This window comes from Achromobacter sp., assembly GCF_032102605.1.
Taxonomy (GTDB): domain Bacteria; phylum Pseudomonadota; class Gammaproteobacteria; order Burkholderiales; family Burkholderiaceae_B; genus Achromobacter.
Map to the genome: position 1 here is coordinate 510,738 of NZ_DAMDGT010000001.1, position 22,873 is coordinate 533,610.

Annotated in this window: 21 protein-coding genes; 17 read left to right on the top strand and 4 right to left on the bottom strand. The window is 63.8% G+C overall.

Annotation, left to right across the window (positions count from 1 at the left end; translation table 11 throughout):
- Positions 1-14: 14 nt before the first annotated feature.
- Positions 15-836 (bottom strand): type I methionyl aminopeptidase, encoded by an 822-nt coding sequence (gene map, locus RT614_RS02390; RefSeq protein WP_313620009.1) that lies wholly within the window; start codon positions 834-836, stop codon positions 15-17.
- 933 nt (positions 837-1,769) lie between these two features.
- Here map and rpsB point away from each other — a divergent pair.
- The 16 genes from rpsB to RT614_RS02470 all read left to right on the top strand — a co-directional run bounded on the left by rpsB (position 1,770) and on the right by RT614_RS02470 (position 17,531).
- Positions 1,770-2,519: a 30S ribosomal protein S2 gene (rpsB, locus tag RT614_RS02395; protein WP_313620010.1), complete on the top strand. Its 750-nt coding sequence runs from the start codon at positions 1,770-1,772 to the stop codon at positions 2,517-2,519.
- A gap of 181 nt (positions 2,520-2,700) precedes the next feature.
- Entirely contained in the window at positions 2,701-3,579 is an 879-nt protein-coding gene (gene tsf / locus RT614_RS02400) for a translation elongation factor Ts (protein ID WP_313620011.1), read from the top strand.
- A gap of 176 nt (positions 3,580-3,755) precedes the next feature.
- On the top strand, positions 3,756-4,472 hold the full coding sequence (gene pyrH, locus RT614_RS02405; RefSeq protein WP_313620012.1) for a UMP kinase: 717 nt from the start codon (positions 3,756-3,758) through the stop codon (positions 4,470-4,472).
- A gap of 15 nt (positions 4,473-4,487) precedes the next feature.
- Positions 4,488-5,048 carry a ribosome recycling factor gene (gene frr / locus RT614_RS02410; RefSeq protein WP_313620013.1) on the top strand — a complete coding sequence of 187 codons (561 nt, stop codon included), beginning with the start codon at positions 4,488-4,490 and terminating at the stop codon, positions 5,046-5,048.
- 179 nt (positions 5,049-5,227) lie between these two features.
- Positions 5,228-5,992: a polyprenyl diphosphate synthase gene (uppS, locus tag RT614_RS02415; protein WP_313620014.1), complete on the top strand. Its 765-nt coding sequence runs from the start codon at positions 5,228-5,230 to the stop codon at positions 5,990-5,992.
- A gap of 50 nt (positions 5,993-6,042) precedes the next feature.
- Entirely contained in the window at positions 6,043-6,900 is an 858-nt protein-coding gene (locus tag RT614_RS02420; protein ID WP_313620015.1) for a phosphatidate cytidylyltransferase, read from the top strand.
- The gene (locus RT614_RS02425) at positions 6,897-8,096 is read left to right on the top strand and encodes a 1-deoxy-D-xylulose-5-phosphate reductoisomerase (RefSeq protein WP_313620016.1); all 1,200 of its coding nucleotides are present in this window, start codon (positions 6,897-6,899) and stop codon (positions 8,094-8,096) included. Before RT614_RS02420 ends, RT614_RS02425 begins: the two co-directional genes overlap by 4 nt.
- A gap of 42 nt (positions 8,097-8,138) precedes the next feature.
- Positions 8,139-9,470: an RIP metalloprotease RseP gene (gene rseP / locus RT614_RS02430; RefSeq protein ID WP_313620017.1), complete on the top strand. Its 1,332-nt coding sequence runs from the start codon at positions 8,139-8,141 to the stop codon at positions 9,468-9,470.
- A gap of 53 nt (positions 9,471-9,523) precedes the next feature.
- Positions 9,524-11,857, top strand: a complete 2,334-nt coding sequence (bamA, locus tag RT614_RS02435) for an outer membrane protein assembly factor BamA (protein WP_313620018.1) — start codon at positions 9,524-9,526, stop codon at positions 11,855-11,857.
- A gap of 109 nt (positions 11,858-11,966) precedes the next feature.
- Positions 11,967-12,527, top strand: a complete 561-nt coding sequence (locus RT614_RS02440; RefSeq protein ID WP_313620019.1) for an OmpH family outer membrane protein — start codon at positions 11,967-11,969, stop codon at positions 12,525-12,527.
- Between the two features lie 16 nt (positions 12,528-12,543).
- The gene (lpxD, locus tag RT614_RS02445) at positions 12,544-13,641 is read left to right on the top strand and encodes a UDP-3-O-(3-hydroxymyristoyl)glucosamine N-acyltransferase (protein WP_313620020.1); all 1,098 of its coding nucleotides are present in this window, start codon (positions 12,544-12,546) and stop codon (positions 13,639-13,641) included.
- Between the two features lie 72 nt (positions 13,642-13,713).
- On the top strand, positions 13,714-14,169 hold the full coding sequence (gene fabZ / locus RT614_RS02450; RefSeq protein WP_006385190.1) for a 3-hydroxyacyl-ACP dehydratase FabZ: 456 nt from the start codon (positions 13,714-13,716) through the stop codon (positions 14,167-14,169).
- Positions 14,170-14,964: an acyl-ACP--UDP-N-acetylglucosamine O-acyltransferase gene (gene lpxA, locus RT614_RS02455; RefSeq protein WP_313620021.1), complete on the top strand. Its 795-nt coding sequence runs from the start codon at positions 14,170-14,172 to the stop codon at positions 14,962-14,964.
- Positions 14,961-16,157: a lipid-A-disaccharide synthase gene (lpxB, locus tag RT614_RS02460; RefSeq protein ID WP_313620022.1), complete on the top strand. Its 1,197-nt coding sequence runs from the start codon at positions 14,961-14,963 to the stop codon at positions 16,155-16,157. Before lpxA ends, lpxB begins: the two co-directional genes overlap by 4 nt.
- Positions 16,144-16,752 (top strand): ribonuclease HII, encoded by a 609-nt coding sequence (gene rnhB / locus RT614_RS02465; RefSeq protein WP_313620023.1) that lies wholly within the window; start codon positions 16,144-16,146, stop codon positions 16,750-16,752. The genes lpxB and rnhB overlap by 14 nt, the downstream gene beginning before the upstream one ends.
- The gene (locus RT614_RS02470) at positions 16,749-17,531 is read left to right on the top strand and encodes an RNA methyltransferase (RefSeq protein ID WP_313620024.1); all 783 of its coding nucleotides are present in this window, start codon (positions 16,749-16,751) and stop codon (positions 17,529-17,531) included. The genes rnhB and RT614_RS02470 overlap by 4 nt, the downstream gene beginning before the upstream one ends.
- Positions 17,532-17,591: 60 nt before the next feature.
- Here the strand turns inward: RT614_RS02470 and RT614_RS02475 are convergent, their stop codons facing one another.
- A complete protein-coding gene (locus tag RT614_RS02475; RefSeq protein ID WP_313620025.1) occupies positions 17,592-18,419 on the bottom strand; it encodes a pyruvate, water dikinase regulatory protein in 828 nt (275 codons plus the stop codon).
- A gap of 214 nt (positions 18,420-18,633) precedes the next feature.
- Between RT614_RS02475 and ppsA the strand changes: the two genes are divergently transcribed.
- Positions 18,634-21,000 (top strand): phosphoenolpyruvate synthase, encoded by a 2,367-nt coding sequence (gene ppsA, locus RT614_RS02480; RefSeq protein ID WP_313620026.1) that lies wholly within the window; start codon positions 18,634-18,636, stop codon positions 20,998-21,000.
- Positions 21,001-21,090: 90 nt separating this feature from the next.
- Here ppsA and RT614_RS02485 read toward each other — a convergent pair whose 3' ends face one another.
- Positions 21,091-21,936: a methylated-DNA--[protein]-cysteine S-methyltransferase gene (locus tag RT614_RS02485; protein ID WP_313620027.1), complete on the bottom strand. Its 846-nt coding sequence runs from the start codon at positions 21,934-21,936 to the stop codon at positions 21,091-21,093.
- 138 nt (positions 21,937-22,074) lie between these two features.
- Entirely contained in the window at positions 22,075-22,815 is a 741-nt protein-coding gene (locus RT614_RS02490; protein ID WP_313620028.1) for a glutamine amidotransferase, read from the bottom strand.
- Positions 22,816-22,873 lie beyond the last annotated feature (58 nt).

Here is a 22,873-nt window from a genome sequence, read left to right on the forward strand (position 1 = left end):
GTGGCAGCTGTGCTTCAGACGGCGGGAATTTCGATGGGTTCGGTAATGAATGCCGGGGGCTTGGGCATGCCGGGCGACAAAGTCAGGACTTCGTAGCCGGTGTCGGTGACGCACACGGCGTGTTCCCACTGCGCCGACAGGCTGTGGTCGCGCGTGACGACCGTCCAGCCATCGGAGAGCTGGCGGATCTCGCGGCGGCCGGCGTTGATCATGGGCTCGATCGTGAACAGCATTCCGGTCACCAGCTTCACGCCGGATCCGGACTTGCCGTAATGCAGGACTTGCGGATCTTCATGGAACCGCTGGCCAATCCCATGCCCACAGAACTCACGCACCACCGAGAAACCGTTGGATTCGGCATGCTTCTGGATCGCGTTGCCGATATCGCCCAAGGTGGCCCCGTTTTTCACCTGCTGGATGCCTTTCCACATGCATTCGAAGGTGATGTCGGACAGCCGGCGGGACAGGATGGACTGCTCGCCCACGGCGTACATCCGGCTGGTGTCGCCAAACCAGCCGTCCTTGATGATGGTGACGTCGATATTCAATGAGTCCCCGTTTTTCAGCACCTTGTCGCCCGGGATGCCGTGACAGACCTGGTGGTTCACCGACGTGCAGATGGCGCCGGGGAAGGGCGGGTAGCCCGGGGGCGCATAGCCGACCGTGGCGGACTTCACTTTCAGCTCGTCCGTCAGGTATTCCAGGCAAAGCCGGTCCAGTTCGCCGGTGGTGACGCCGGGATTGACGTGCGGCGTGATGAAATCGAGTACTTTGGCGGCGTCCTGGCAGGCGGCGCGCATCTTGGCCAGGTCGGCCGGATCGGTAATGGTGCCCATGGAAAGCTTGCGACTCTCGCTTGAATGTATGCTTGAAAGAATAGTAGAATTATAGGCTTCCCTAAAAATTTGGGGAGCAATCGGGTTACCGGCAAGAGTCGCCAAGGCTTGGCCAGGGGATGCGCGCTAGCAGTGTGAAAGCAATGCTGGCGAATCCGCTGGCACACCAATGGCGTTAGCCAAATCCGGCGGGTGGCTGGCCTTTGGGTCCAGAGCAACCCGGCAGGAACCAGGTTCTGCGCGATTTCTTCATGAGATCGGCAGCAAGCCCTGAAGTTTCACCGCAAGCGAAGGTTGTGGAGCGACTTGGGCAGGCTGCAGGCATTGTGATGCGAACGCGCGACGCATGGTCCGGCTGGAAGCATCTGGGCATGAATGTCGTTATCGGCTGGGCGCGGCGTGCTTGTAAGCCCGGAAGTGTTTTCGAGCGGCGATGCAGGTTCGGTATGGGCGCTGGATTAATTTCTTGAACGCAAGTCCTGAAAGGGGCGAAGTCCTGAAAGGGGCGGCTTTCTGAAGAAATGCCACAGCGGCCTGATGCGCGGCCAGGGCCTTGCGGCCAGGGTGCGAAGAACTGGATTTCGCCGCCAACAAAACGATTCCGGGTGCGCCTTGAAGAAACTTCCAGGAAATTCCTGGAGTGTCGGAAAGGCGCGATGCAAGCGCGCGGTGCAGGGCATCTTGTCGTGGCGGCCGTCTGGGTTTATCGCGGCAGCGTAGTAGTAGTCGGCGCAGTAGGTTTAAGGCGAGCCGTTCCAGGCAAAGCGCCTGGAGCGTCGTAGTTATTGCGGCAGTGATCGGCCGGCCCGGTTAAAATCTTTTCATCCCGTGTGTGCGTTTTGCACGTTCGGGAAATCGCGCGCAACACCACCCAGGGTGTCAGCAGGATGCTGATGCAGGTGCGGCGCAAGAAACCAACCCTTGGAGAATTACATGTCTTTGATGCGCGAAATGCTGGAAGCGGGTGTCCACTTTGGTCACCAGACCCGTTACTGGAACCCCAAGATGGCTCAGTACATCTTCGGCCATCGCAACAAGATTCACATCATCAACCTCGAAAAGACGGTTGATAAGTACCAGGAAGCCACCAAGTTCGTGAAGCAGCTGGCTGCTCGCGGTGGCAACATCCTGTTCGTCGGCACCAAGCGCGCCGCTCGCGAGCTGGTCGCCTCCGAAGCCGCCCGTTGCGGCATGCCCTTCGTCGACGCCCGCTGGCTCGGCGGCATGCTGACCAACTTCAAGACGGTCAAGACCTCGGTCAAGCGCCTGAAGGACATGGAAGCCGTGGTCGCCGAAGGCGGCGCCGAGCGCATGATCAAGAAGGAAGGCCTGCTGTTCCAACGCGAACTGGACAAGCTGAACAAGTCGATCGGCGGCATCAAGGACATGAACGGTCTGCCCGACGCCATGTTCGTGATCGACGTCGGCTACCACAAGATTGCCATCGCCGAAGCCAAGACCCTGGGCATCCCCGTGGTCGCCGTGGTTGACACCAACCACTCGCCCGAAGGCATCGACTACGTGATCCCCGGCAACGACGACTCGGCCAAGGCCATCGCGCTGTACGCCAAGGGCATCGCCGACGCCGTCCTGGAAGGCCGCGAGCAAAACCTGAACGGTCTGGTCGAAGAACTGGGTGAAGGTCAGGAAGAGTTCGTCGAAGTGCAAGACAACCAGGCCTAAGCCTATTGTCATGTCCGGCGGGTAACGTCGGAGAGCCTTACCGAAACCGGTCTGGCTCCCGCCCCGCCGGCGCTGCGAAGCTGGGCTCCCATCTTCCAGGCCCGCCCAGTGCGGGCGTCCCATCGAATCAAATCACAGCCCCGGCCCGCCGGGGCGTGTCTTAGCAAAAATTGGAGCAAACATGGCTGAAATTACCGCTGCCCTGGTCAAGGAACTGCGCGAAAAGACTGACGCGCCCATGATGGAATGCAAGAAGGCCCTGACGGAAGCTGAGGGCGATCTGGCCCGCGCCGAGGAAATCCTGCGCGTCAAGCTGGGCAACAAGGCCAGCAAGGCTGCCGCCCGCGTCACCGCCGAAGGCCTGATCGGTCTGTTCATCTCCGCCGACGCCAAGCAAGGCGCCGTCATCGAAATCAACTGCGAAACCGACTTCGTCGCCAAGAACGACGACTTCGTCGGCTTCGTGAACAAGCTGGCCGAACTGGTCGCCACGCAGAACCCGGCCGACGTCGCCGCTCTGTCGGCCCTGCCGTTTGGCGAAGGCACCGTCGAAACCACCCGCACCGCCCTGATCGGCAAGATCGGCGAAAACATCGCCATCCGCCGCTTCGAGCGCATCCAGACCGCCAACTCGCTGGCCAGCTACGTGCACGGCGGCAAGATCGGCGTTCTGGTCGAATACTCGGGTTCGGAAGACGTGGGCAAGGACCTGGCGATGCACATCGCCGCCACCAAGCCCAAGGCCCTGAACGCCGACGGCGTGAACCCCGCCGACATCGCCACCGAGCGTTCGGTCGCCGAGCAAAAGGCTGCCGAATCCGGCAAGCCCGCCGACATCGTCGCCAAGATGGTTGAAGGTTCGGTTGCCAAGTACCTGAAGGAAGTGACGCTGTTGTCGCAGCCGTTCGTCAAGAGCGACAAGCACACGGTCGAACAGTACCTGAAGGAAAAGGGCGCTTCGATCAGCAAGTTCGTGCTGTTCGTCGTCGGCGAAGGTATCGAGAAGAAGACCAGCGACTTTGCCGCTGAGGTTGCCGCCGCCGCCGCTGGCGCCGCCTGACCTCTAGGTAGTGCTTAAAGGCCGGCGCTAGATTAAATTCTAGTCCGGCCTTTTTCGCCGCAGGGCGGTCCGGCGATGCAAATCGCGGGGCTGCCAACCCGCTCAGCGGGGCGGCGCTGGGGGTCACCCCATTCTTGTCTTACACTTTCGTCGGATTGTTCCTCGGGATATCACCTATGAGCAGCAGAGCATACAAACGGGTTCTTCTCAAACTTTCCGGCGAGGCGCTGATGGGCGACGATGCTTTCGGCATCAATCGCTCCACCATCGTCCGTATGACCGATGAGGTCGCCGAGGTCGCCGCCACAGGCGTCGAACTGGCCATCGTCATCGGCGGCGGCAACATTTTCCGTGGCGTCGCCCCGGGTGCGCAGGGCATGGACCGCGCAACGGCCGACTACATGGGCATGATGGCCACCATCATGAACGCGCTTGCGCTGCAAGACGCGCTCAAGCACAAGGGCATCGACACCCGGGTACAATCCGCCCTGAACATCGATCAGGTCGTCGAACCCTACATTCGCCCGAAGGCCCTGCGTTACCTCGAAGAGGGCAAGGTCGTCATCTTCGCGGCCGGCACCGGCAATCCCTTCTTCACCACCGATACCGCCGCTGCCTTGCGCGGCGCCGAGATCGGCGCCGAGATCGTGCTGAAGGCCACCAAGGTGGACGGCATCTACAGCGCGGATCCCAACAAGGATCCCACCGCCACGCGTTACGCGCGCATCAGCTTCGACGAGGCGATTGTCCGTCGACTGGAAGTCATGGACGCCACCGCCTTCGCGCTGTGCCGCGACCAGAAACTGCCGATCAAAGTGTTTTCGATCAATAAGTCCGGCGCGCTCAAGCGAGTCGTGAACGGCGAGGACGAAGGCACGTTGGTACACGTTTAAAGAAAAGGAAATTCCATGAGCGCAGCAGAAATCCGCAAATCCGCCGAGGCCAGAATGGCCAAGTCGCTTGATACGCTCAAGACCAACCTGGCCAAGATCCGCACGGGCCGCGCCCACACCGGCATCCTGGATCATGTGCAGGTCGAATACTACGGTTCGCCCGTGCCGGTGGGCCAGGTCGCCAACGTGAACCTGGTGGACGCCCGCACCCTCAGTCTGCAGCCGTACGAAAAGCACATGGCCGGCCCGATCGAAAAGGCCATCCGTGAATCGGACCTGGGCCTGAACCCCATTTCCATGGGCGACACCATCCGCGTGCCGATGCCCGCCCTGACCGAAGAACGCCGCCGTGACCTGACCAAGGTTGTGCGCAGCGAAGGCGAAGACGCCAAGATCGCGGTACGGAACCTGCGTCGTGAAGCCAACGAGTCCCTGAAGAAGCTCGTCAAGGACAAGGAAATCTCCGAAGACGACGAGCGTCGCTCGCAGGACGACGTCCAGAAGCTGACCGACCGTGCCGTGGCGGACATCGATAAGATGGTCGTCCAGAAAGAAGCGGAAATCATGACCGTATAATCCCAGCACGTTTTTGGGCGTTCCGGCATTGCCGGATCGCCCGACGTCAGGATTTCATTGTCTACGCGCCGTCCTGTCCATTGCCTCGCGGTACTTCCTCGTAGCGATGGAAGTGACGGCGCCGGTTTTTTCCCGTACCCCTGTTTTTCGCGGATTCACCGCGCGCTGTCCCCACACTAATGGCAACCAGTTCGACCCAGTCGGTTCCCGATACTCGAGACATTCCCGAGCACGTCGCTATCATCATGGATGGCAACGGACGCTGGGCGACGAGGCGGCTGCTGCCTCGCACGGCCGGGCATGCCAAGGGCGTGCAAGCGGTGCGGCGCGTGGTCGAGGCTTGCGGCCGCGCCGGCGTGCGCTATCTGACGCTGTTCGCGTTCAGTTCCGAGAACTGGCGCCGCCCCGCCGAGGAAGTGTCGCTGCTGATGCGACTGTTCGTGCAGGCGCTGGAGCGCGAAGTCGGCAAACTGCAAGAGCAGGGCGTTCGCCTGCACGTGATTGGCGACCTGAGCGCGTTCGAACCCCGCCTGCGGGACCTGATCGCCGCCGCCCAGGAGCGCACCGCGCACAATGACCGTCTGCATCTGACCGTGGCGGCCAATTACGGCGGCCGCTGGGACATCCTCCAGGCCACGCGCGCCATGCTGGCGGCCGAACCCGAACTTGCGGCGCATCCGGAACAGGTGGACGAAGAGCGCCTTTCCAGGCATCTTTCCATGTCATGGGCGCCCGAGCCCGACCTGTTCATCCGCACGGGCGGCGAACAGCGCATTTCCAATTTCCTTATCTGGCAGATGGCCTACGCGGAGTTCTACTTCACAGACCGCTTCTGGCCGGACTTTGGCGCCGCCGAGCTCACGGCTGCCTTTGATTGGTACCGCACGCGCGAACGCCGCTTCGGGCGCACCAGCGCGCAAGTCAGCGAAAGCGCCGCGAAATAAGCCGAACGCGACGCGCGTCTTTCCAAAGCTGCAAACGAGGAGACCGTCATATGTTGGGCCAGCGTATCGTTACCGCCGTTGTCCTGTTGGCCATTCTGGCCGTCGCCATGGCCAGCGCCAATCCCTGGTGGTTCGTGGCCTTGCTGGCGCTCGCGGCCGCGTGCGCCACATGGGAGTGGCTACGCCTGACGCTGCCTCAACCGCCTTCCCCCCTTATCTCCGTCGGCGTCGCCGTGGTGCTGTTTGCCGGCATGCTCGTGCTGGCCTCCGCCTGGTTGGGTGGCGAGCGCGGCGGTGTGAACGATACCGGCTGGGTATTGCGCTATCTGGTGCCGGCTGTTTCGGCGGTCTGGCTCTTCGGCGGCGTCGCCGCTGTGGTTCGCGGACGTTCCGATGCGCCGCCGGCAAGCTTGGGCTGGTCGGTGTTTTCGGTATTCGCCACGTTTGCCGCCTGGGCCGTCCTGGCGCAGATGTTCGTCGCGCGGGGACCCTGGTTCGTCGTGTCCCTGCTGGCGCTGGTCTGGGTAGCCGACATCGCCGCGTATTTTGCCGGCCGCGCGTTCGGCAAGCGTAAACTGGCTCCGCGGGTCAGCCCGGGCAAGACGATCGAAGGCGCCATTGCCGGCGTGCTGGGTGCGGTCGTGTGGATCGGGCTGTCGAGCCTGTGGGTCGGAACCTTCGGCCACGCACTGGTCGAACGCTGGACGTTCTGGCTGGCCTTGCCCATCGCCGCCGTCCTGGGCGTGCTCTCGATCGTCGGAGACCTGTTCGAGTCGCTGCTCAAGCGCCGCGCGGGTCGCAAAGACTCCAGCACGCTCCTGCCGGGTCATGGCGGCGTCTATGACCGCATCGACGCGATTCTCCCCGTTGCACCGTTCGCGCTACTTTTGTCTGGAGTTTTGTTTTGACGGCTTTTCAACGTGTCGTCGTACTGGGATCGACCGGTTCGATTGGTGAAAGCACGCTGGACGTAATCGCCCGCCATCCCGAGCGCCTGGCGGTTTATGCGCTGTCCGCGCACAGCCGGATGCAACGCCTGGCAGAGCAGGCGCAGGCCAGCAAAGCCGCGGTGGTCGTGGTGCCGGATGTGTCGGCGCGCCAGAAGTTCATCGAGGCCTGGGCCGGGGCGCAGCCGATGCCCGAAATCCGAGTTGGCGCGCAGGCGCTGGCTGATACGGCGGCCGATCCGCAGTGCGACTCCGTCATGGCCGCCATCGTGGGCGCGGCAGGCTTGCCCGCGGCGCTGGCCGCGGCGCGCGCCGGCAAGCGCGTCCTGCTGGCCAACAAAGAAGCCCTGGTCGCCGCCGGCACGCTGTTCATGCAGGCTATACGCGACAACGGCGCCGAACTGCTGCCTATCGACAGCGAACACAATGCCATTTTTCAATGTTTGCCCCATCAGGGGCGAGCCGTGGCGCCCGAAAGCCCGGCCCGCGGCGTGCGGCGCCTGCTGTTGACCGCATCCGGCGGTCCGTTCCGCGGGCGCGACCTCGAAGATCTGCACGAAGTCACGCCGGCCCAAGCCTGCGCGCATCCCAACTGGAGCATGGGCCGCAAAATCTCCGTCGATTCCGCCACCATGCTCAACAAGGGGCTGGAAGTCATCGAGGCGCACTGGCTGTTCGCGATGCCTGCGGATCGTATCGAAGTGGTGGTGCACCCGCAGAGCGTGGTTCACTCGATGGTTGAATATGACGACGGGTCGGTGCTTGCGCAACTGGGCCAGCCCGACATGCGCACACCCATCGCCTATGGCCTCGGTTTTCCCGAGCGCCTTGAAAGCGGCGTCGGGTCTCTCGACCTGACCCGGCTAGGCCGCCTTGATTTCGAAAAGCCCAATCTGTCCCGGTTTCCGTGCCTGGCGCACTCGTTCGCCGCGCTGCGCGCCGGTCAGGCCGCGTGTGTGACACTGAACGCCGCCAACGAGGTTGCCGTCGACGCCTTCCTGGACGGCCGGCTTGCCTATACATGGATTCCGCGTGTCATCGAGGCGGCCCTCGAGTGGCAAGGGCGGCAGGCATCTGTTACGCTCAGCAGTCTTGACGACGTACTTGCCCTTGACGCCGAGGCGCGCGCCTTCGCGGGCAACCTTGGGCTGGCCTGACCGCCTGCCGCGCCTGCCTCTGATTTTCTAGATTCCTATCCCATGCTTTTCACCCTGCTGGCCTTTGCCGTAGCGCTTGGCTCACTGATCATTTTTCATGAGCTCGGGCACTATTGGGTTGCCCGCCTGTGTGGAGTCAAGGTGCTGCGCTTTTCGGTGGGGTTCGGCAAGGTCATCCTGCGCCGCACCGACCGCCATGGCACCGAATGGGCCGTCTCGGCGCTGCCGCTGGGCGGCTACGTCAAGATGCTGGACGACGCGCCCGCCGGAGCCAGCCCCAAGGTGGCGGCCAGCGCCTTCAACACCAAGCCTGTCGGGCAGCGCATCGCCATCGTTGCGGCCGGCCCCATATTCAACCTGATTCTCGCGGTGCTCCTGTATGCCGGCCTGAACATGGCCGGCACCGAAGAGCCCGTTGCCATCATCGCGCCGCCCGCAGCCGAAACCCCCGCCGCCCGCGCGGGCTTGATCGCTGGCGATCGCATCCTCTCCATCGATGGCCAGGAAGTCGCTTCGTGGTCCGACGCCCGCTGGCGCCTGATGGACGTCATGTCGACCGGCGGCCGGGCGCGCATCGAAGTCAGCACTCCCTCGGGCGCGGTCCAGCAACGCGAACTCGATCTCCCCCCCAACACGATGGATCCTGCCGAGGGCGACCCCCTCGCCGCGGCTGGCATCCGGTTGGCCCAGCCCAAGCCGGCCGTGCGCGGCGTCATCGACGGTGGGGAAGGGCAGTCCGCCGGCCTGCGCGATGGCGACCTGATCGTGGCCGTCGATGGCCAGCCGGCGCCGGACACCGGTGCGCTGGTCAAGCTCATCCAGGAAAGCGCCGGCAAGACGCTGGCCCTGACGGTGGTTCGTGCCGGCGCCAGTGTCACGCTGAACGTCACGCCTCGTCCGGAAACGGTCAATGGCCAGGAAATCGGCCGCCTGGGCGTGCAGCTCGGCGGCAACGTGCCCATGGTGACCGTCCGCTATGGCGTTTTCGACAGCCTGTGGCGCGGCGCCGTGCGTACCTGGGATACCGCCTGGTTTTCCCTCAGGATGATGGGCCGCATGGTGACGGGCGACGTCTCCTGGCGCAACGTCAGCGGGCCGGTCACCATTGCCGACTACGCCGGCCAGACCGCAAGGATCGGTATTGTTGCGTATATCGCCTATATCGCCTTGATCAGCATCAGCCTGGGCGTTTTAAATTTGCTTCCCATTCCTATGCTGGATGGCGGCCATCTGCTGTACTATCTCGTCGAAATTGTGCGGGGCAGCCCGCCGCCAGCAAAGTGGATCGACATCGGACAGCGCGCCGGCATTGGTTTATTGGCAGGTCTCATGGGGCTTGCGCTGTTTAACGATTTCACGCGTTTGTTCACTTGAACGCGATTTAGCATAAAATCCCCCGCCATTTGCACGACCGAGGATACTCAAGGATGTCTTTTCGCCGGATGTTTCATCACAAAAAGGGTGTATTGCCGGGTCTCGTTGCCGCATTGCTGTTGCCGGCCTTGGCCCATGCCTTCGAACCCTTTGTCGTACGGGATATCCGCGTAGAGGGTATTCAACGAACCGACGCCGGCACCGTATTTGGTTATCTCCCCGTCAAGGTCGGTGAAAAGTTCACCGAAGAAGAAGCCACCGAAGCCATTCGCCGCCTCTACGGAACGGGCTTTTTCACCGACGTTCAAATCCAGACGGACAATAATGTCGTCGTCGTGGTCGTGCAGGAACGCCCCACCATCGCAGCCGTCAATTTCAACGGCATGCGTGAATTCGATTCCAAGGCCATCACCACCTCGCTCGCCCAGGTGGGATTCGCCGAAGGCCGCATTTTCGACCGCTCCATGCTCGAGCGGGCGGAATACGAACTGAAGCAGCAGTATCTGTCCAAGGGCAAGTACGGCGTCGAAGTGACCTCCACCGTGACCCCGCTGCCGCGCAATCGCGTGGGCGTCAGCTTCGACGTGTTCGAAGGTTCGGTCGCCCGCATCCAGGAAATCCGTTTCGTCGGCAACAAGGCCTTTTCCGAAAGCGACCTCCTGGACGAGTTCAAGCTCACCACGCCGGGTTGGCTGACCTGGTATACGGATACCGACAAGTATTCGCGCGAAAAGCTCGAAGGCGACCTGGAACGTCTGCGCTCCTTCTACCTTGACCAGGGTTACCTGGAATTCTCGGTCGAGCCCCCGCAAGTCACGATTTCGCCTGATCGCCAGGACATCCGCATCACGATTACCGTGCACGAAGGCGAACCCTACAAGGTCCGCAGCGTGAAGCTGGCAGGCAACCTGCTTGGCCTCGACAAGGAAATCGAGAACCTGGTGCAGGTCAAGGGGGGCGAGACCTTCTCCGCCGCCAAGACCAACGATTCGGCCAAGGCCATTACCGACTACCTGGGCGACCTGGGTTACGCGTTCGCCAACGTCAACCCCAACCCGCAGCTCGACCGCGCCAAGCACGAAGCCGACCTGACGTTCTACGTCGATCCCAGCCGCCGCGTTTACGTGCGCCGCATCCAGATTGGCGGCAACACGCGCACCCGCGACGAGGTCGTGCGCCGCGAAATGCGCCAGCAGGAAGCCGCCTGGTACGACGCCGCCGACATCAAGACTTCCCGCGATCGCGTTGACCGCCTGGGTTACTTCAGCGACGTGAACGTCAAGACCGATCCGGTGCCGGGTTCGCCCGACCAGGTCGATGTCAACGTCGACGTGAAGGAAAAGCCCACCGGCATGATCAACCTGGGTGTGGGTTACGGCTCCTCCGAAAAGGCCATTCTGTCGGCGGGCATCAGCGAAGACAACGTCTTCGGCAGCGGCACCAACCTGACCCTGCAGCTGAACACCAGCAAGACGAACCGCGCCGTGGTGCTGTCGCACACGGACCCGTACTGGACCAAGGACGGCATCAGCCGCACGACGTCCGCGTACTACCGCGTGACCGAGCCCTGGAACAACAACGACGGCGATTACCGCGTCAAGGCCATGGGCCTGGGCATGAACTTCGGTATCCCGATCTCGGAGTACGACCGCATCTTCCTGGGCGGCAACTACGAACGCAACCAGATCGACCTGTACAACAACTCGCCGCTGGCCTACGAGGACTTCGTCGATCAGTACGGCGACTCGACCAATGCGGTGATCTTCAGCGCCGGTTGGTCCAAGGACACGCGCGACAGCGCGCTGGCGCCGACCAAGGGTTCGTACACCCGCCTGAAGGCCGATCTCTCGACCATCGATCTGCAATACACCATGCTGACGGCGCAGCAGCAGTACTACGTGCCGCTGGGCGGCTCGTATACGCTGGCCCTGAACGGCATGGTTGATTGGGGCCAGAGCTACGGCAGCAAGGATTACCCGGTCATCAAGAACGTGTATGCCGGCGGCATCGGCACCGTTCGCGGCTACGAGGGCTCCTCTCTGGGCCCGCGCGACGTCAAGACTGGCGATTACCTGGGCGGCACGCGCCGGATCGTGGCGAACGCCCAGTTGTACCTGCCGTTCCCGGGCGCCTCGAAGGACCGCACGCTGCGTTGGTTCCTCTTCAGCGACGCCGGCCAGGTTTCGGCGGGCAGTGGCCTGAGCTGCACCCGCGGGCGCGACAACACCGAGGTCGAGGATCCGTGCGGCTGGCGTTTCTCGGCAGGTATCGGCCTGTCGTGGCAGTCGCCGATGGGTCCGCTGCAGTTGTCTTATGCGCGGCCGCTCAATTCCAAGCAGGGCGACGACAAGCAAAGCTTCCAGTTCCAGATCGGCACGGGATTCTAAGCTAGGCGTTACTCTTGAAAACAAGGGCAGGGCCCACCGGCCCAGCGTCCTTGCTGTTTAGTGGCACAATACACACTTTGGCTTTGCCTTACTGGAAGGTGAGATTTTCATGATGTCTGATTCCGCACTTAAATCATCGAAGACGCTGGGCGCAAAGCGCCGTGGCAAGCTGGGCGGCTCCATTGCCCTGGTGGGTGCGCTCATTCTCGGTTCGGCTGCCGCGATCCCCGCGCAAGCGCAAGGTACGAAGATCGGTTTCGTAAATACCGAGCGTATCCTGCGTGAGTCGGGTCCGGCCAAGGCTGCACAAAGCAAGATCGAAGCCGAATTCAAGAAGCGCGACGACGAACTCCAGCGCCTGAACAACAGCCTGCGCTCGCAAGCCGAGAAGTTCGACAAGGACGCGCCTGTCCTGTCGGAGTCCGACCGCGTCAAGCGTCAGCGCGAACTGTCCAACCTGGACACCGACCTGCAGCGCAAGCGCCGCGAATTCCAGGAAGACTTCAATCGTCGTCGCAACGAAGAGTTCTCCGGCATCGTGTCCAAGGCCAACGACGCCATCAAGCGCATCGCCGAACAGGAAAGCTACGACCTGATCATCCAGGACGCAGTGACGGTCAACCCGCGCATCGACATCACCGACAAGGTGATTCAGAGCCTGGGCAAGTAAGCGATAGCCTCCAGTCATGCCGGTTTTACTGGATCTTGCCCGCGCGCCAACGCTTGAAGCACTGTTGAGCGCCGCCAATACCCAGGGGTTGGACTGGCGTATCAGTGCAATTCCCGGCGCAGACCCTGTCAGGGTCTGCGGCATCGGGACGCTGTCTTCGGCTGGCCCCCAGGAAATTGCCTTCCTGGCCAACCCTCGCTACCAGACGCAGCTCGGCGCAACCGGCGCAGGGGCGGTCATCGTCTCGCCCGAAGTCGCCGACGCTCTGGAAGCTCAGGATGGCGGCCGTCCTGCCTTCGCGCTGGTCGTCTGCAAGCATCCCTACCTGCTTTATGCGCGCGTCGCGCAGTGGTTCGACACTGCCCGCCGGCCTTCGCTTCCCGCTGACACGCATCCCTCCGCGGTCGTCGCGCCTGACGCGATCATCGAGGAAGACGTGCGCATCGGACCCAACTGCGTCGTGGAGTCCGGCGCGCGGATCGGCCGCGGCACCGTGATGGGTCCCGGCTGCGTCATCGGCCCGGGGTGTTCCATCGGACCAGGCGGACGCCTGCATGCCAATGTCACGCTGTACGAAGGCGTGAAGATCGGAGCCCGGGTCATCCTCCACAGCGGAGCGGTGCTGGGTGCGGACGGTTTCGGTTTCGCGCCGGATCCCGTGCTGGGCAAGGGCGCCTGGGGCAAGATTCCCCAGTTTGGCGGCGTGTCCATCGGGGATGACGTCGAAATCGGCGCCAATACCACGGTTGACCGCGGCGCGCTCGAAGACACGGTGCTGGCCGACGGCGTGAAGCTGGATAACCAGATCATGATTGGCCACAACTGCCGCATCGGCGCGCACACCGCGATGGCGGCGTGCGTGGGTGTGGCGGGTTCGACGACCATCGGCGAACGCTGCACCATCGGCGGGGCCGCCATGCTGTCCGGGCACCTGGTCCTGGGCGACGACGTGCATGTTTCGGGCGGCACGGCGGTGACGTCCAATATTTCGAAGCCTGGCCGCTATACCGGGGTCTTCCCGTACGCGGAACATGGCGAATGGCAGCACAACGCAGCCGTTATTCAACAGTTGGCGCAATTGCGCCGCCGCGTTCGGACGCTGGAAAAGGGCTGAGGCGCTTTTGCCGCCCGGGTGCGCCGCGTCCGCGCCGCCACATTATTTCATTTCGCAGGAAAGCATAGAAAAATGGAACTCGACATCAAGGGGATCATGGAGAGGCTGCCGCATCGCTACCCGATGCTGCTGATTGACCGTGTTGTTGAAATGGTGCCCGGCAAATCCATTGTCGCCATCAAGAACGTCTCGATCAACGAGCCGTTTTTCAACGGTCACTTTCCTCATCATCCGGTGATGCCGGGCGTGCTCATCGTTGAAGCCATGGCGCAGGCCTCGGCGCTCTTTTCGTTCACGGACGAAAACGGCGGGCTCAAGTGCGAAGGCGCCAAGACCGCCTATTACCTGGTTGGCATTGACGGCGCGCGTTTCCGCCGCCCCGTGGTGCCGGGTGACCAGTTGCGCATCGAGGTCGAAGCAGAGCGCCTGAGCCGCAGCATCTGTAAGTATCAAGCACGTGCAACCGTCGACGGCCAGGAAGTGGCGTCGGCCAAGCTGATGTGCGCGATCCGCAGCCTGGAAGAGTAAATGGCAGGAAATATCCATCCCACCGCTGTCGTCGATCCGGCGGCAAAAATTGACCCGACCGCGGTAATCGGCCCGTTCGCAGTGGTGGGACCCGATGTGACCGTCGGCGCGGGCACCGAGATCGGTCCGTACTGCATGATCGACGGCGTGACCACTATCGGGCGCGATAACCGTTTCTACCGCTATTGCTCCATCGGGGGCATGCCGCAGGACAAGAAGTACGCGGGCGAGGCCACGCGCCTCACCATCGGCGACCGCAACACCGTGCGCGAATTCGTGACGCTCAACACGGGCACGACGCAGGATGGCGGCGTCACTACGCTGGGCGACGACAACTGGATCATGGCTTATGTCCATGTGGCGCACGATTGCCACATCGGCAGCAATACGATCCTGGCTAATTCGGTCCAGTTGGGCGGCCACGTCCACGTGGGCGATTGGGCCATCATCGGTGGCTTGACCGGCGTTCACCAGTTTTCGCGCGTGGGCGCGCACACCATGACGGGCGGCAACAGCTCGCTGATGCAGGATGCGCCGCCGTTCGTGCTGGCCGCCGGCAATCCCTGCCGTCCGGTGGGCGTCAACGTCGAAGGCCTGAAGCGCCGCGGTTTCTCGCCGACGGCCATTTCGGCCCTGCGCGAAGCCTACAAGATCATCTACCGCCGGGGCCTGTCCCTGGATGCGGCGCGCGCCGAACTGCGCGAACGCCAGCAGTCCATTCCCGAAGCCGCCGAGCATCTGCAAACCATGCTCGACTTCCTGGACGTCGCGTCCCGCGGCATCATCCGTCCATGAACATGCGGATCGGCATGGTGGCCGGCGAGCCCTCGGGCGACTTGCTGGCCGGGCGCATCATTGCCGGTCTGCAAGCGCGCGACGGCAGCGTTCGTTGCGAGGGCATCGGCGGGCCGCAGATGCAGGCCCACGACTTCGATGCCTGGCATCCGATGCATGCGCTCACGGTGTTCGGATACGTCGACGCCCTGAAGCGCCTGCCCAGCCTGCTCGGCACGTACCGCGACGTCAAGCGCCGCTGGCTGGCGGAGCCACCTTCGGTTTTCGTGGGCATCGACGCTCCCGATTTCAACCTCCGGCTGGAACATCAGTTGCGGCAGGCCGGCACGCCGACGGTGCATTTCGTCGGTCCGTCGATCTGGGCCTGGCGCTACGAGCGCATCCACAAGATCCGTGAGTCCGTGTCGCACATGCTGGTGCTGTTTCCGTTCGAAGAAGAGATCTATCGAAAGGAAGGCATCCCGGTCACGTACGTGGGGCATCCGCTTGCGGGCGCCGTGCCGATGCAGCCGGACCGCGCAGCGGCGCGCTCGCGACTGGACATAGACCAGAACGCGCGCGTGCTGGCGATCCTGCCCGGCAGCCGGTCTTCCGAGATCCGGCTTCTCGCGCCGCGCTTTTTGCAGGCCGCGCAGATACTGCTTAAGAAAGATCCGTCCCTTCAGTGCGTCGTCCCGATGGTCAACGACCAGCGGCGGGCGGAGTTCCTGGATATCCTGACGCAACACCCCGTGCCCGGACTGCGCTGCATCACGGCGCACGACCTGCATGGCGAGGGCGGCGACCGGAAGGCGCCGGTGGCCTGGTCCGTCATGGAGGCCGCCACGGCCGTGCTGGTGGCCAGCGGAACCGCCACGCTGGAGACGGCGCTGTTCAAGCGGCCCATGGTGATTTCCTATGTGCTGTCGCCATGGATGCGTCGTATCATGTCCTGGAAATCCGGCCAGCAGCGGCCCTATCTGCCATGGGTGGGGTTGCCGAACGTGCTGCTGCGCGACTTCGCCGTGCCGGAGCTTCTGCAGGATGACGCCACGCCGGAAAAACTGGCTGACGCGACCTGGCAGGCGTTGACCGACGAGGCGCTGACGGCCCGCGTCGAGGCTCGGTTCACCGCTCTGCATCACGACCTTTTGCGCGACACGCCTGCGCTCGCGGCGCAAGCGATTCTGGAGGTGGCCGGTGGAGCAGCCTGAACTGTTCGCGGCCCCGTTGCAACCCGCTCTGGTGACCGCTGGCATTGATGAAGCCGGGCGCGGCCCCCTTGCGGGCGAGGTCTACGCGGCGGCCGTCATCCTGGACCCAGCTCGAACGATCGATGGGTTGGCGGATTCCAAGGTCCTGACGGCGGTGCGGCGTGAAGCGCTTGCGCTCGAGATCAAGGAGTACGCGCTGGCCTGGTGCATCGCCAGCGCGACGGTCGCGGAAATCGACAGCCTGAACATCCTGCGCGCCACGATGCTGGCGATGCAGCGTGCCGTCCAGGGTTTGCGCACAGCGCCCCAGCTTGCGCTGGTGGACGGCAATCAGGCGCCCAAGCTGCGCTGCACCGTGCAGACGGTGATCAAGGGCGACGCGCTGGTGCCCTCGATCTCCGCTGCGTCCATTCTTGCCAAGACCGCCCGCGACGCCGATCTGCTGCGCCTGCACGCGCTGTATCCCCAGTATGCGTTCGATCAGCACAAAGGCTACGGGACGGCGCTGCACCTGCAACGCCTTCGCGAACATGGCCCCTGCGCCGAACATCGGCGCAGCTTCGCACCCATCAAGGCCTTCGGCCTGGTCTCATGAAGCACATCAGTTCCCGCGACAATCCCGCGGTGAAGGCGTTGGCCAAGCTGGCAGGCACGGCCGGCAAGCGCGGCGCGCCGGTGCTGCTTGACGGCGTTCACCTGTGCCAGGCATGGCTGCAGCAGCATGGCGCGCCAGACCAGGCGATCTTCGACGTGGAACGCCTGTCCCAGCCGGACATCGCGGCCCTGGCCGCAGCGGTGCCCGAACGGATCAGCCTGGCGCTGGACGCCAGGCTCATGCAGTCCCTGGCTGCAGTGGAAAGCGGGCAGGGCGTCGCGTTTCTGGTGACGCCGCCCACGCTCGAACTGCCGGTCCAGGTGGAAGAAACCTGTGTCCTGTTCGATCGCATCCAGGATCCTGGCAATGTGGGCACGCTGTTGCGCACCTGCGCCGCGGCGGGTGTGAAGCGCGTGTTCCTGGCGACGGGGACGGCGGCAGCCTGGTCTCCCAAAGTGCTGCGCAGTGGCCAGGGCGCCCATTTTGCGCTGGACATCCACGAACATGTCGACCTTGCGGCGTTGCTGCCGCGCCTGCGGGTTCCGCTGGTGGCCACGGCCCTGGATGGCGCCCGGGACTTGTACGCCGATCGCCTGCCGGAACGATGCGCCTGGATCTTTGGCCACGAAGGCCAGGGCGTGGCGCCGGCGCTGCTTGCCGCCGCCAGCCTCAAGGTGCGGATTCCGCACGACGCCGCCGCGGTGGAATCCCTGAACGTCGGCGCTGCAGCGGCCATTTGCCTCTTCGAGCAGCGGCGCCAGGCGATTGCGGGGTCATGAAACGCGGGCTGACGCTTGCGGCATAGGCGTCCCTGGTCTGGGTGCTGGCGGCGTTGCGTCTTACCCCCGGTCCAAGCCCACCTCCTGCAGCACCGTCGTCGCGATTTCCTCAATGGATTTCGTGGTGCTGGACAGCCAGGAGATGCCCTCGCGGCGCATCATGCGCTCGGCTTCGGCCACCTCATAGCGGCATTGCTCGAGCTGGGCGTAGCGGCTGTTGGGCCGGCGCTCGTTGCGGACTTCGGCCAGGCGTTCGGGCTGGATGGACAGGCCGAACAGCTTGGCGCGGTGCGGGGCGATGGTGGAGGGCAGCGCGCCGCGCTCGAAGTCGTCGGGCGTGAGGGGGAAATTGGCCGCCTTGATGGCGTATTGCATCGCCAGGTACAGGCTGGTGGGCGTCTTGCCACAGCGGGACACGCCCACGAGGATCACGTCGGCCTGGTCCAGCTGGTTCACGAATTGGCCGTCGTCATGCGCCAGGCTGAAGTTGATGGCGTCGATGCGGTTCCGATATTTTTCGGAGTTGGCCTGCATGTGCGACCGGCCGATGGAATGGCTGGATTTCAGGCCCAGCGCTTGCTCGATGTGGCTGACAAAGGTGCCGAACAGATCCAGGAACACGCCGTTCGCCTGGCGAACACGAGCCAGGATTTCGGGATTGACCAACGTGCTGAACACGATGGGAGGAACGCCCGCATCCTGGGCGCTGCGATCGATCCGCATGGCGACTTCCGCGGCTTTTTCCAGGGTGTCCACGAAGGGCAGCCGGACGGGCTTGAAATTGACCTCTTCAAACTGCGAAAGTACTGACTGGCTGAAGGTTTCCGCGGTGATGCCGGTACTGTCGGAAACGATGTATACCGTGCGTACGATAGGGGTAGATGTCATGTGTAAAAAATTCCAACCAGGCAGATGGCCGGACGTACTCCACCGAGTACAATCAGGCCCCTATAAGTCACCCCAAGGGCGGTCCAAGGCCAGTTTGGTCAGCGTCTGAAAACGTGCTCGCGCAGGTCGGAAAAGTTGTCCGCCGGCCGCCGAAAACAGCGCGTTTCATGCATTGACCAAACTCGCTTTCATTCCATTGTAAAAGGTGACTTCAATGTCGTATGTTGTTTTGTTCGAGCAGCTCCGCATGACGGACGTGGACTCGGTAGGAGGCAAGAACGCATCACTAGGCGAAATGATCAGCCAGCTGTCTGGCGCGGGTGTCCGCGTGCCGGGCGGCTTTGCCACGACCGCCGACGCCTTCCGCGACTTCCTCAAGGCCTCCGGCCTGGACAAGCGGATCGCTGAACGCCTGACCACGCTGAACCCCGAAGATGTGCGCGAACTGGCTACCGCCGGTGCGCAGATCCGCCAATGGATCGTCGATGCGCCGTTCTCGCCGGAATTCGAAACGCAGATCCGCGACGCCTTCGCCAAGCTCGACGCCGACGGCAAGGGTTCGTTCGCCGTGCGTTCGTCCGCCACCGCCGAAGACTTGCCCGACGCCTCGTTCGCCGGTCAGCAGGAAACCTTCCTGAACGTCGTGGGCATCGACGACGTGCTGGACAAGATCCGCCACGTCTTCGCGTCGCTGTACAACGACCGCGCCATTTCCTACCGCGTGCACAAGGGCTACGCCCACGCCGACGTCGCCTTGTCGGCCGGCATCCAGCGCATGGTGCGTTCCGACAAGGGCAGCGCCGGCGTCATGTTCACCATCGACACCGAATCCGGCTTCCAGGACGTCGTCTTCATCACGTCGTCCTATGGCCTGGGCGAAACCGTCGTGCAGGGCGCCGTCAACCCTGACGAGTTCTACGTCTTCAAGCCCACGCTGGAACAGGGCCACTATCCGATCGTTGGCCGTCGCATCGGCTCCAAGCTGATCAAGATGGAATTCGACCCCGAGCGTCCCGAGGGCCGCGCCGTGCGCACGGTCGACGTGCCGGTGTCCGAACGCAATCGCTACTCGCTGACCGACGACGAAGTCAACGAACTGGCCCGCTACGCCGTCATCATCGAAAAGCACTACCAGCGCCCGATGGACATCGAATGGGGCCGTGACGGCATCGACGGCAAGATCTACATCCTGCAAGCGCGCCCTGAAACGGTGAAGTCGCAGCAGGGCGTCAACGACGTGCAGCAGCGCTATCGCCTGAAGGCCACGGGCCAGGTTCTGATCACCGGCCGCGCGATCGGTCAGAAGATCGGCTCGGGTCCCGTGCGCGTGGTGGGCGACATCTCCGACATGGACAAGGTCCAGCCGGGCGACGTGCTGGTCACGGACATGACGGACCCCAACTGGGAGCCCGTGATGAAGCGTGCTTCGGCCATCGTGACGAACCGCGGCGGCCGTACCTGCCACGCGGCGATCATCGCGCGTGAACTGGGCATTCCGGCCGTGGTGGGTTGCGGCAACGCCACCGACCTGCTGAAGGAAGGCCAGGCCGTCACCGTGTCGTGCGCCGAAGGCGACGAAGGCCGCATCTATGACGGCCTTATCGAGACCGAAGTGGAAGAAGTCCGCCGCGGCGAGATGCCCGCCATCGATCTGAAGATCATGATGAACGTGGGCAACCCGCAGCTCGCGTTCGACTTCGCCCAGATTCCCAATGGCGGCGTCGGTCTGGCCCGCCTGGAATTCATCATCAACAACAACATCGGCATCCACCCCAAGGCGGTCCTGGACTACCCGAACGTGGACGGCGAACTGAAGAAGGCCGTGGAATCGGCGGCTCGCGGCCACGCCAGCCCACGCGCGTTCTTCGTCGAGAAAATGGCCGAAGGCGTGGCGACGATCGCTGCTGCTTTCTACCCGAAGCCCGTCATCGTGCGCATGTCGGACTTCAAGTCCAACGAATACCGCAAGCTGGTGGGCGGTTCGCGCTACGAGCCCGAGGAAGAAAACCCCATGCTGGGCTTCCGCGGCGCGTCGCGCTACATCGCCGAGGACTTCGCCGAGTGCTTCCGCATGGAATGCGAAGCCCTCAAGAAGGTGCGCGATGAAATGGGCCTGACCAACGTCGAGATCATGGTGCCGTTCGTGCGCACCCTGGGCCAGGCGGAACGTGTTGTGGACCTGCTTGCCAAGCACGGCCTGGCGCGCGGCGAAAACGGCCTGAAGCTGATCATGATGTGCGAGGTTCCGTCCAACGCCATCCTGGCCGACGAGTTCCTGCAGTACTTCGACGGCTTCTCGATCGGTTCCAACGACATGACCCAGCTCACTCTGGGCCTGGATCGCGATTCGGGCATGGAGCTCCTGGCCGCCGACTTCGATGAACGCGACGAAGCCGTCAAGTTCATGCTGCGTCGCGCGATCAAGGCTTGCCTGGCCGCCAACAAGTACGTGGGTATCTGCGGCCAGGGCCCCAGCGACCATCCGGACTTCGCGCAATGGTTGAAGGACGAGGGCATCCTGTCGATGTCGCTCAACCCGGACACCGTTGTCGACACCTGGCAGCGCCTGGCCAAGAACTGATTGGCCGGCTGAAATAAAAAACCCCGCGTCTGAAAAGGACGCGGGGTTTTTTTTGCATCGGCGGGCGCGGCCCGCGGATGCCGGACTGGATCAGGCGGCCTTTGCCTCGCGGGAAATCAGTTCGCGCTTGCGGTCGATGCCCCAGCGATATCCCGCCAGCGAACCGTCGGTGCGCACCACGCGGTGGCAGGGGATGGCCAGCGCAATGTTGTTGGTGGCGCAGGCGCGCGCCACGGCGCGCACGGCAGCGGGCGACCCGATGCGTTCGGCCACCTGGGCATAGGTCTGGGTCGCACCCAGCGGGATCTCGCACAGCGCCTCCCAGACCTTGCGCTGGAACGCCGTCCCGCGCACGTCCAGCGGCAGGTCCAGGCCGCGCGAGGGATCTTCGACGAAGCCCACCACGTCGGCCACCCAGCTTTCGAAGCGGGGGTCCGCGCCGATCAGCTTGGCAGCCTTGAAACGGTCCTGCAGGTTCTTGACGAGCCGGTCCGGATCCTCGTCCAGGGCGATTTCGCAGATGCCGGTGCCGCTTGCGGCCACCAGCAGCGCGCCGAGCGAGCACTGGGCCACCGCGAACCGGATGTCCACGCCTTCGCCGTTCTTGCGGAAGGCCGTGGGCGTCATGCCCAGGATGGCCGGCGCGGTCTCGTAGAAGCGTCCGCTTGAATTGAATCCGGCGTCGTACATGGCGTCGGTGACGCTGGCGCTCTGTTCAAGGTGCTGGCGGGCGCGATTGGCGCGCAGCGCATTGGCGTAGGCCTTCGGGGTAATGCCGGTGGCAGCCTTGAAGACGCGATGGAAATGGAAGCGGCTCATGCCCGCCTGTTCGGCAAGCGTCGACAGGTCGGGCGGCTGTTCGGCCTCGAGGGCGCGGCAGGCGCGTTCGACGGCTGCGGCGTGCTGTTTGCTCAAGGGGGCGGCGGCGGGGCTCATAGGGGACTCCTGACTTGCGCGTGATTGCGTACGCTTGGCGCTATCGTCTCAAGCCCGGCTGGGCGCCGCACTCCGCTTGTTGCCACGGTCCCCCGTGGACGTTAACCCCGGGAGGTCGCGGCGGATGCGTCGTCGCGGTCAGGCGCCAGGCGCATAGGTCTCCAGGAAGCGGCGCAGCAGTCCTCCCGCGACGGGCGTGGCCCGGACGTTCGCGGTGAGGCCCGGCACGTCGAGGTTTTCGGCGGCATAGCGGCGGCCGTAGCGTTCCAGGTGGGCGATGATGAAATCCGGCCCGAATTCCGGGTGAAACTGGGTCGAAAAGACGTTGCGCCCGATGCGGATCATCTGGTGCTCGTCCAGGTCCGACCGCGCCAGCACCGCCGCCCCGGGGGGGAGTTCCAGCACGGTCTGCGCGTGCAACATCTGGGCGGGGAAGGTGGACGGCACACCGGCCATCAGCGTGTCGCCGGTGGCGGTGGGCAGCAGTTCGACGGTCTGAGTGCCGACTTCACGCCCGGCGGGGTTGTAGCCGACCTTGCCGCCCAGGGCATGCGCCAGCAACTGGTGGCCGTAGCAGACGCCGAACATGGGAAGGCCGGCAGCCATGGCGTCGCGCAGCCATGCGGCGGCTTCTTCGCTCCAGGGTTCCTTGTCCGACACCATGGCCGGCGAGCCGGTGATCAGCGCGGCGCGGTAGCAGGACGGAGCCTGCGGGCGCTGGCCTTCGTACACGGCGACGATCTCGGCGCCGCCAGGGGGCAGGCCGGCGGCCCGCAGGAGTTGTTCGGCATAGCCGCCGAACTGGCTTTTGAGCGTTTCGTCCGGATCGCCAGTGTGCAGGATCAGGACGGGGAGAGCAGAAGGAGTTGCAGCGGTCATAAAGGCTTGTGCGTGGATAAAAACGGCGCGGTGGTCTGGCGACGGGTCGCGCCAGTGC

Excerpts from the sequence above, each read along its gene's own strand:
- map (WP_313620009.1), bottom strand. The coding sequence starts at position 836 with ATGGGCACCATTACCGATCCGGCCGACCTGGCCAAGATGCGCGCCGCC.
- rpsB (WP_313620010.1), top strand. The coding sequence starts at position 1,770 with ATGTCTTTGATGCGCGAAATGCTGGAAGCGGGTGTCCACTTTGGTCAC.
- tsf (WP_313620011.1), top strand. The coding sequence starts at position 2,701 with ATGGCTGAAATTACCGCTGCCCTGGTCAAGGAACTGCGCGAAAAGACT.
- pyrH (WP_313620012.1), top strand. The coding sequence starts at position 3,756 with ATGAGCAGCAGAGCATACAAACGGGTTCTTCTCAAACTTTCCGGCGAG.
- frr (WP_313620013.1), top strand. The coding sequence starts at position 4,488 with ATGAGCGCAGCAGAAATCCGCAAATCCGCCGAGGCCAGAATGGCCAAG.
- uppS (WP_313620014.1), top strand. The coding sequence starts at position 5,228 with ATGGCAACCAGTTCGACCCAGTCGGTTCCCGATACTCGAGACATTCCC.
- RT614_RS02420 (WP_313620015.1), top strand. The coding sequence starts at position 6,043 with ATGTTGGGCCAGCGTATCGTTACCGCCGTTGTCCTGTTGGCCATTCTG.
- rseP (WP_313620017.1), top strand. The coding sequence starts at position 8,139 with ATGCTTTTCACCCTGCTGGCCTTTGCCGTAGCGCTTGGCTCACTGATC.
- bamA (WP_313620018.1), top strand. The coding sequence starts at position 9,524 with ATGTCTTTTCGCCGGATGTTTCATCACAAAAAGGGTGTATTGCCGGGT.
- RT614_RS02440 (WP_313620019.1), top strand. The coding sequence starts at position 11,967 with ATGATGTCTGATTCCGCACTTAAATCATCGAAGACGCTGGGCGCAAAG.
- lpxD (WP_313620020.1), top strand. The coding sequence starts at position 12,544 with ATGCCGGTTTTACTGGATCTTGCCCGCGCGCCAACGCTTGAAGCACTG.
- fabZ (WP_006385190.1), top strand. The coding sequence starts at position 13,714 with ATGGAACTCGACATCAAGGGGATCATGGAGAGGCTGCCGCATCGCTAC.
- lpxA (WP_313620021.1), top strand. The coding sequence starts at position 14,170 with ATGGCAGGAAATATCCATCCCACCGCTGTCGTCGATCCGGCGGCAAAA.
- lpxB (WP_313620022.1), top strand. The coding sequence starts at position 14,961 with ATGAACATGCGGATCGGCATGGTGGCCGGCGAGCCCTCGGGCGACTTG.
- RT614_RS02470 (WP_313620024.1), top strand. The coding sequence starts at position 16,749 with ATGAAGCACATCAGTTCCCGCGACAATCCCGCGGTGAAGGCGTTGGCC.
- RT614_RS02475 (WP_313620025.1), bottom strand. The coding sequence starts at position 18,419 with ATGACATCTACCCCTATCGTACGCACGGTATACATCGTTTCCGACAGT.
- ppsA (WP_313620026.1), top strand. The coding sequence starts at position 18,634 with ATGTCGTATGTTGTTTTGTTCGAGCAGCTCCGCATGACGGACGTGGAC.
- RT614_RS02485 (WP_313620027.1), bottom strand. The coding sequence starts at position 21,936 with ATGAGCCCCGCCGCCGCCCCCTTGAGCAAACAGCACGCCGCAGCCGTC.
- RT614_RS02490 (WP_313620028.1), bottom strand. The coding sequence starts at position 22,815 with ATGACCGCTGCAACTCCTTCTGCTCTCCCCGTCCTGATCCTGCACACT.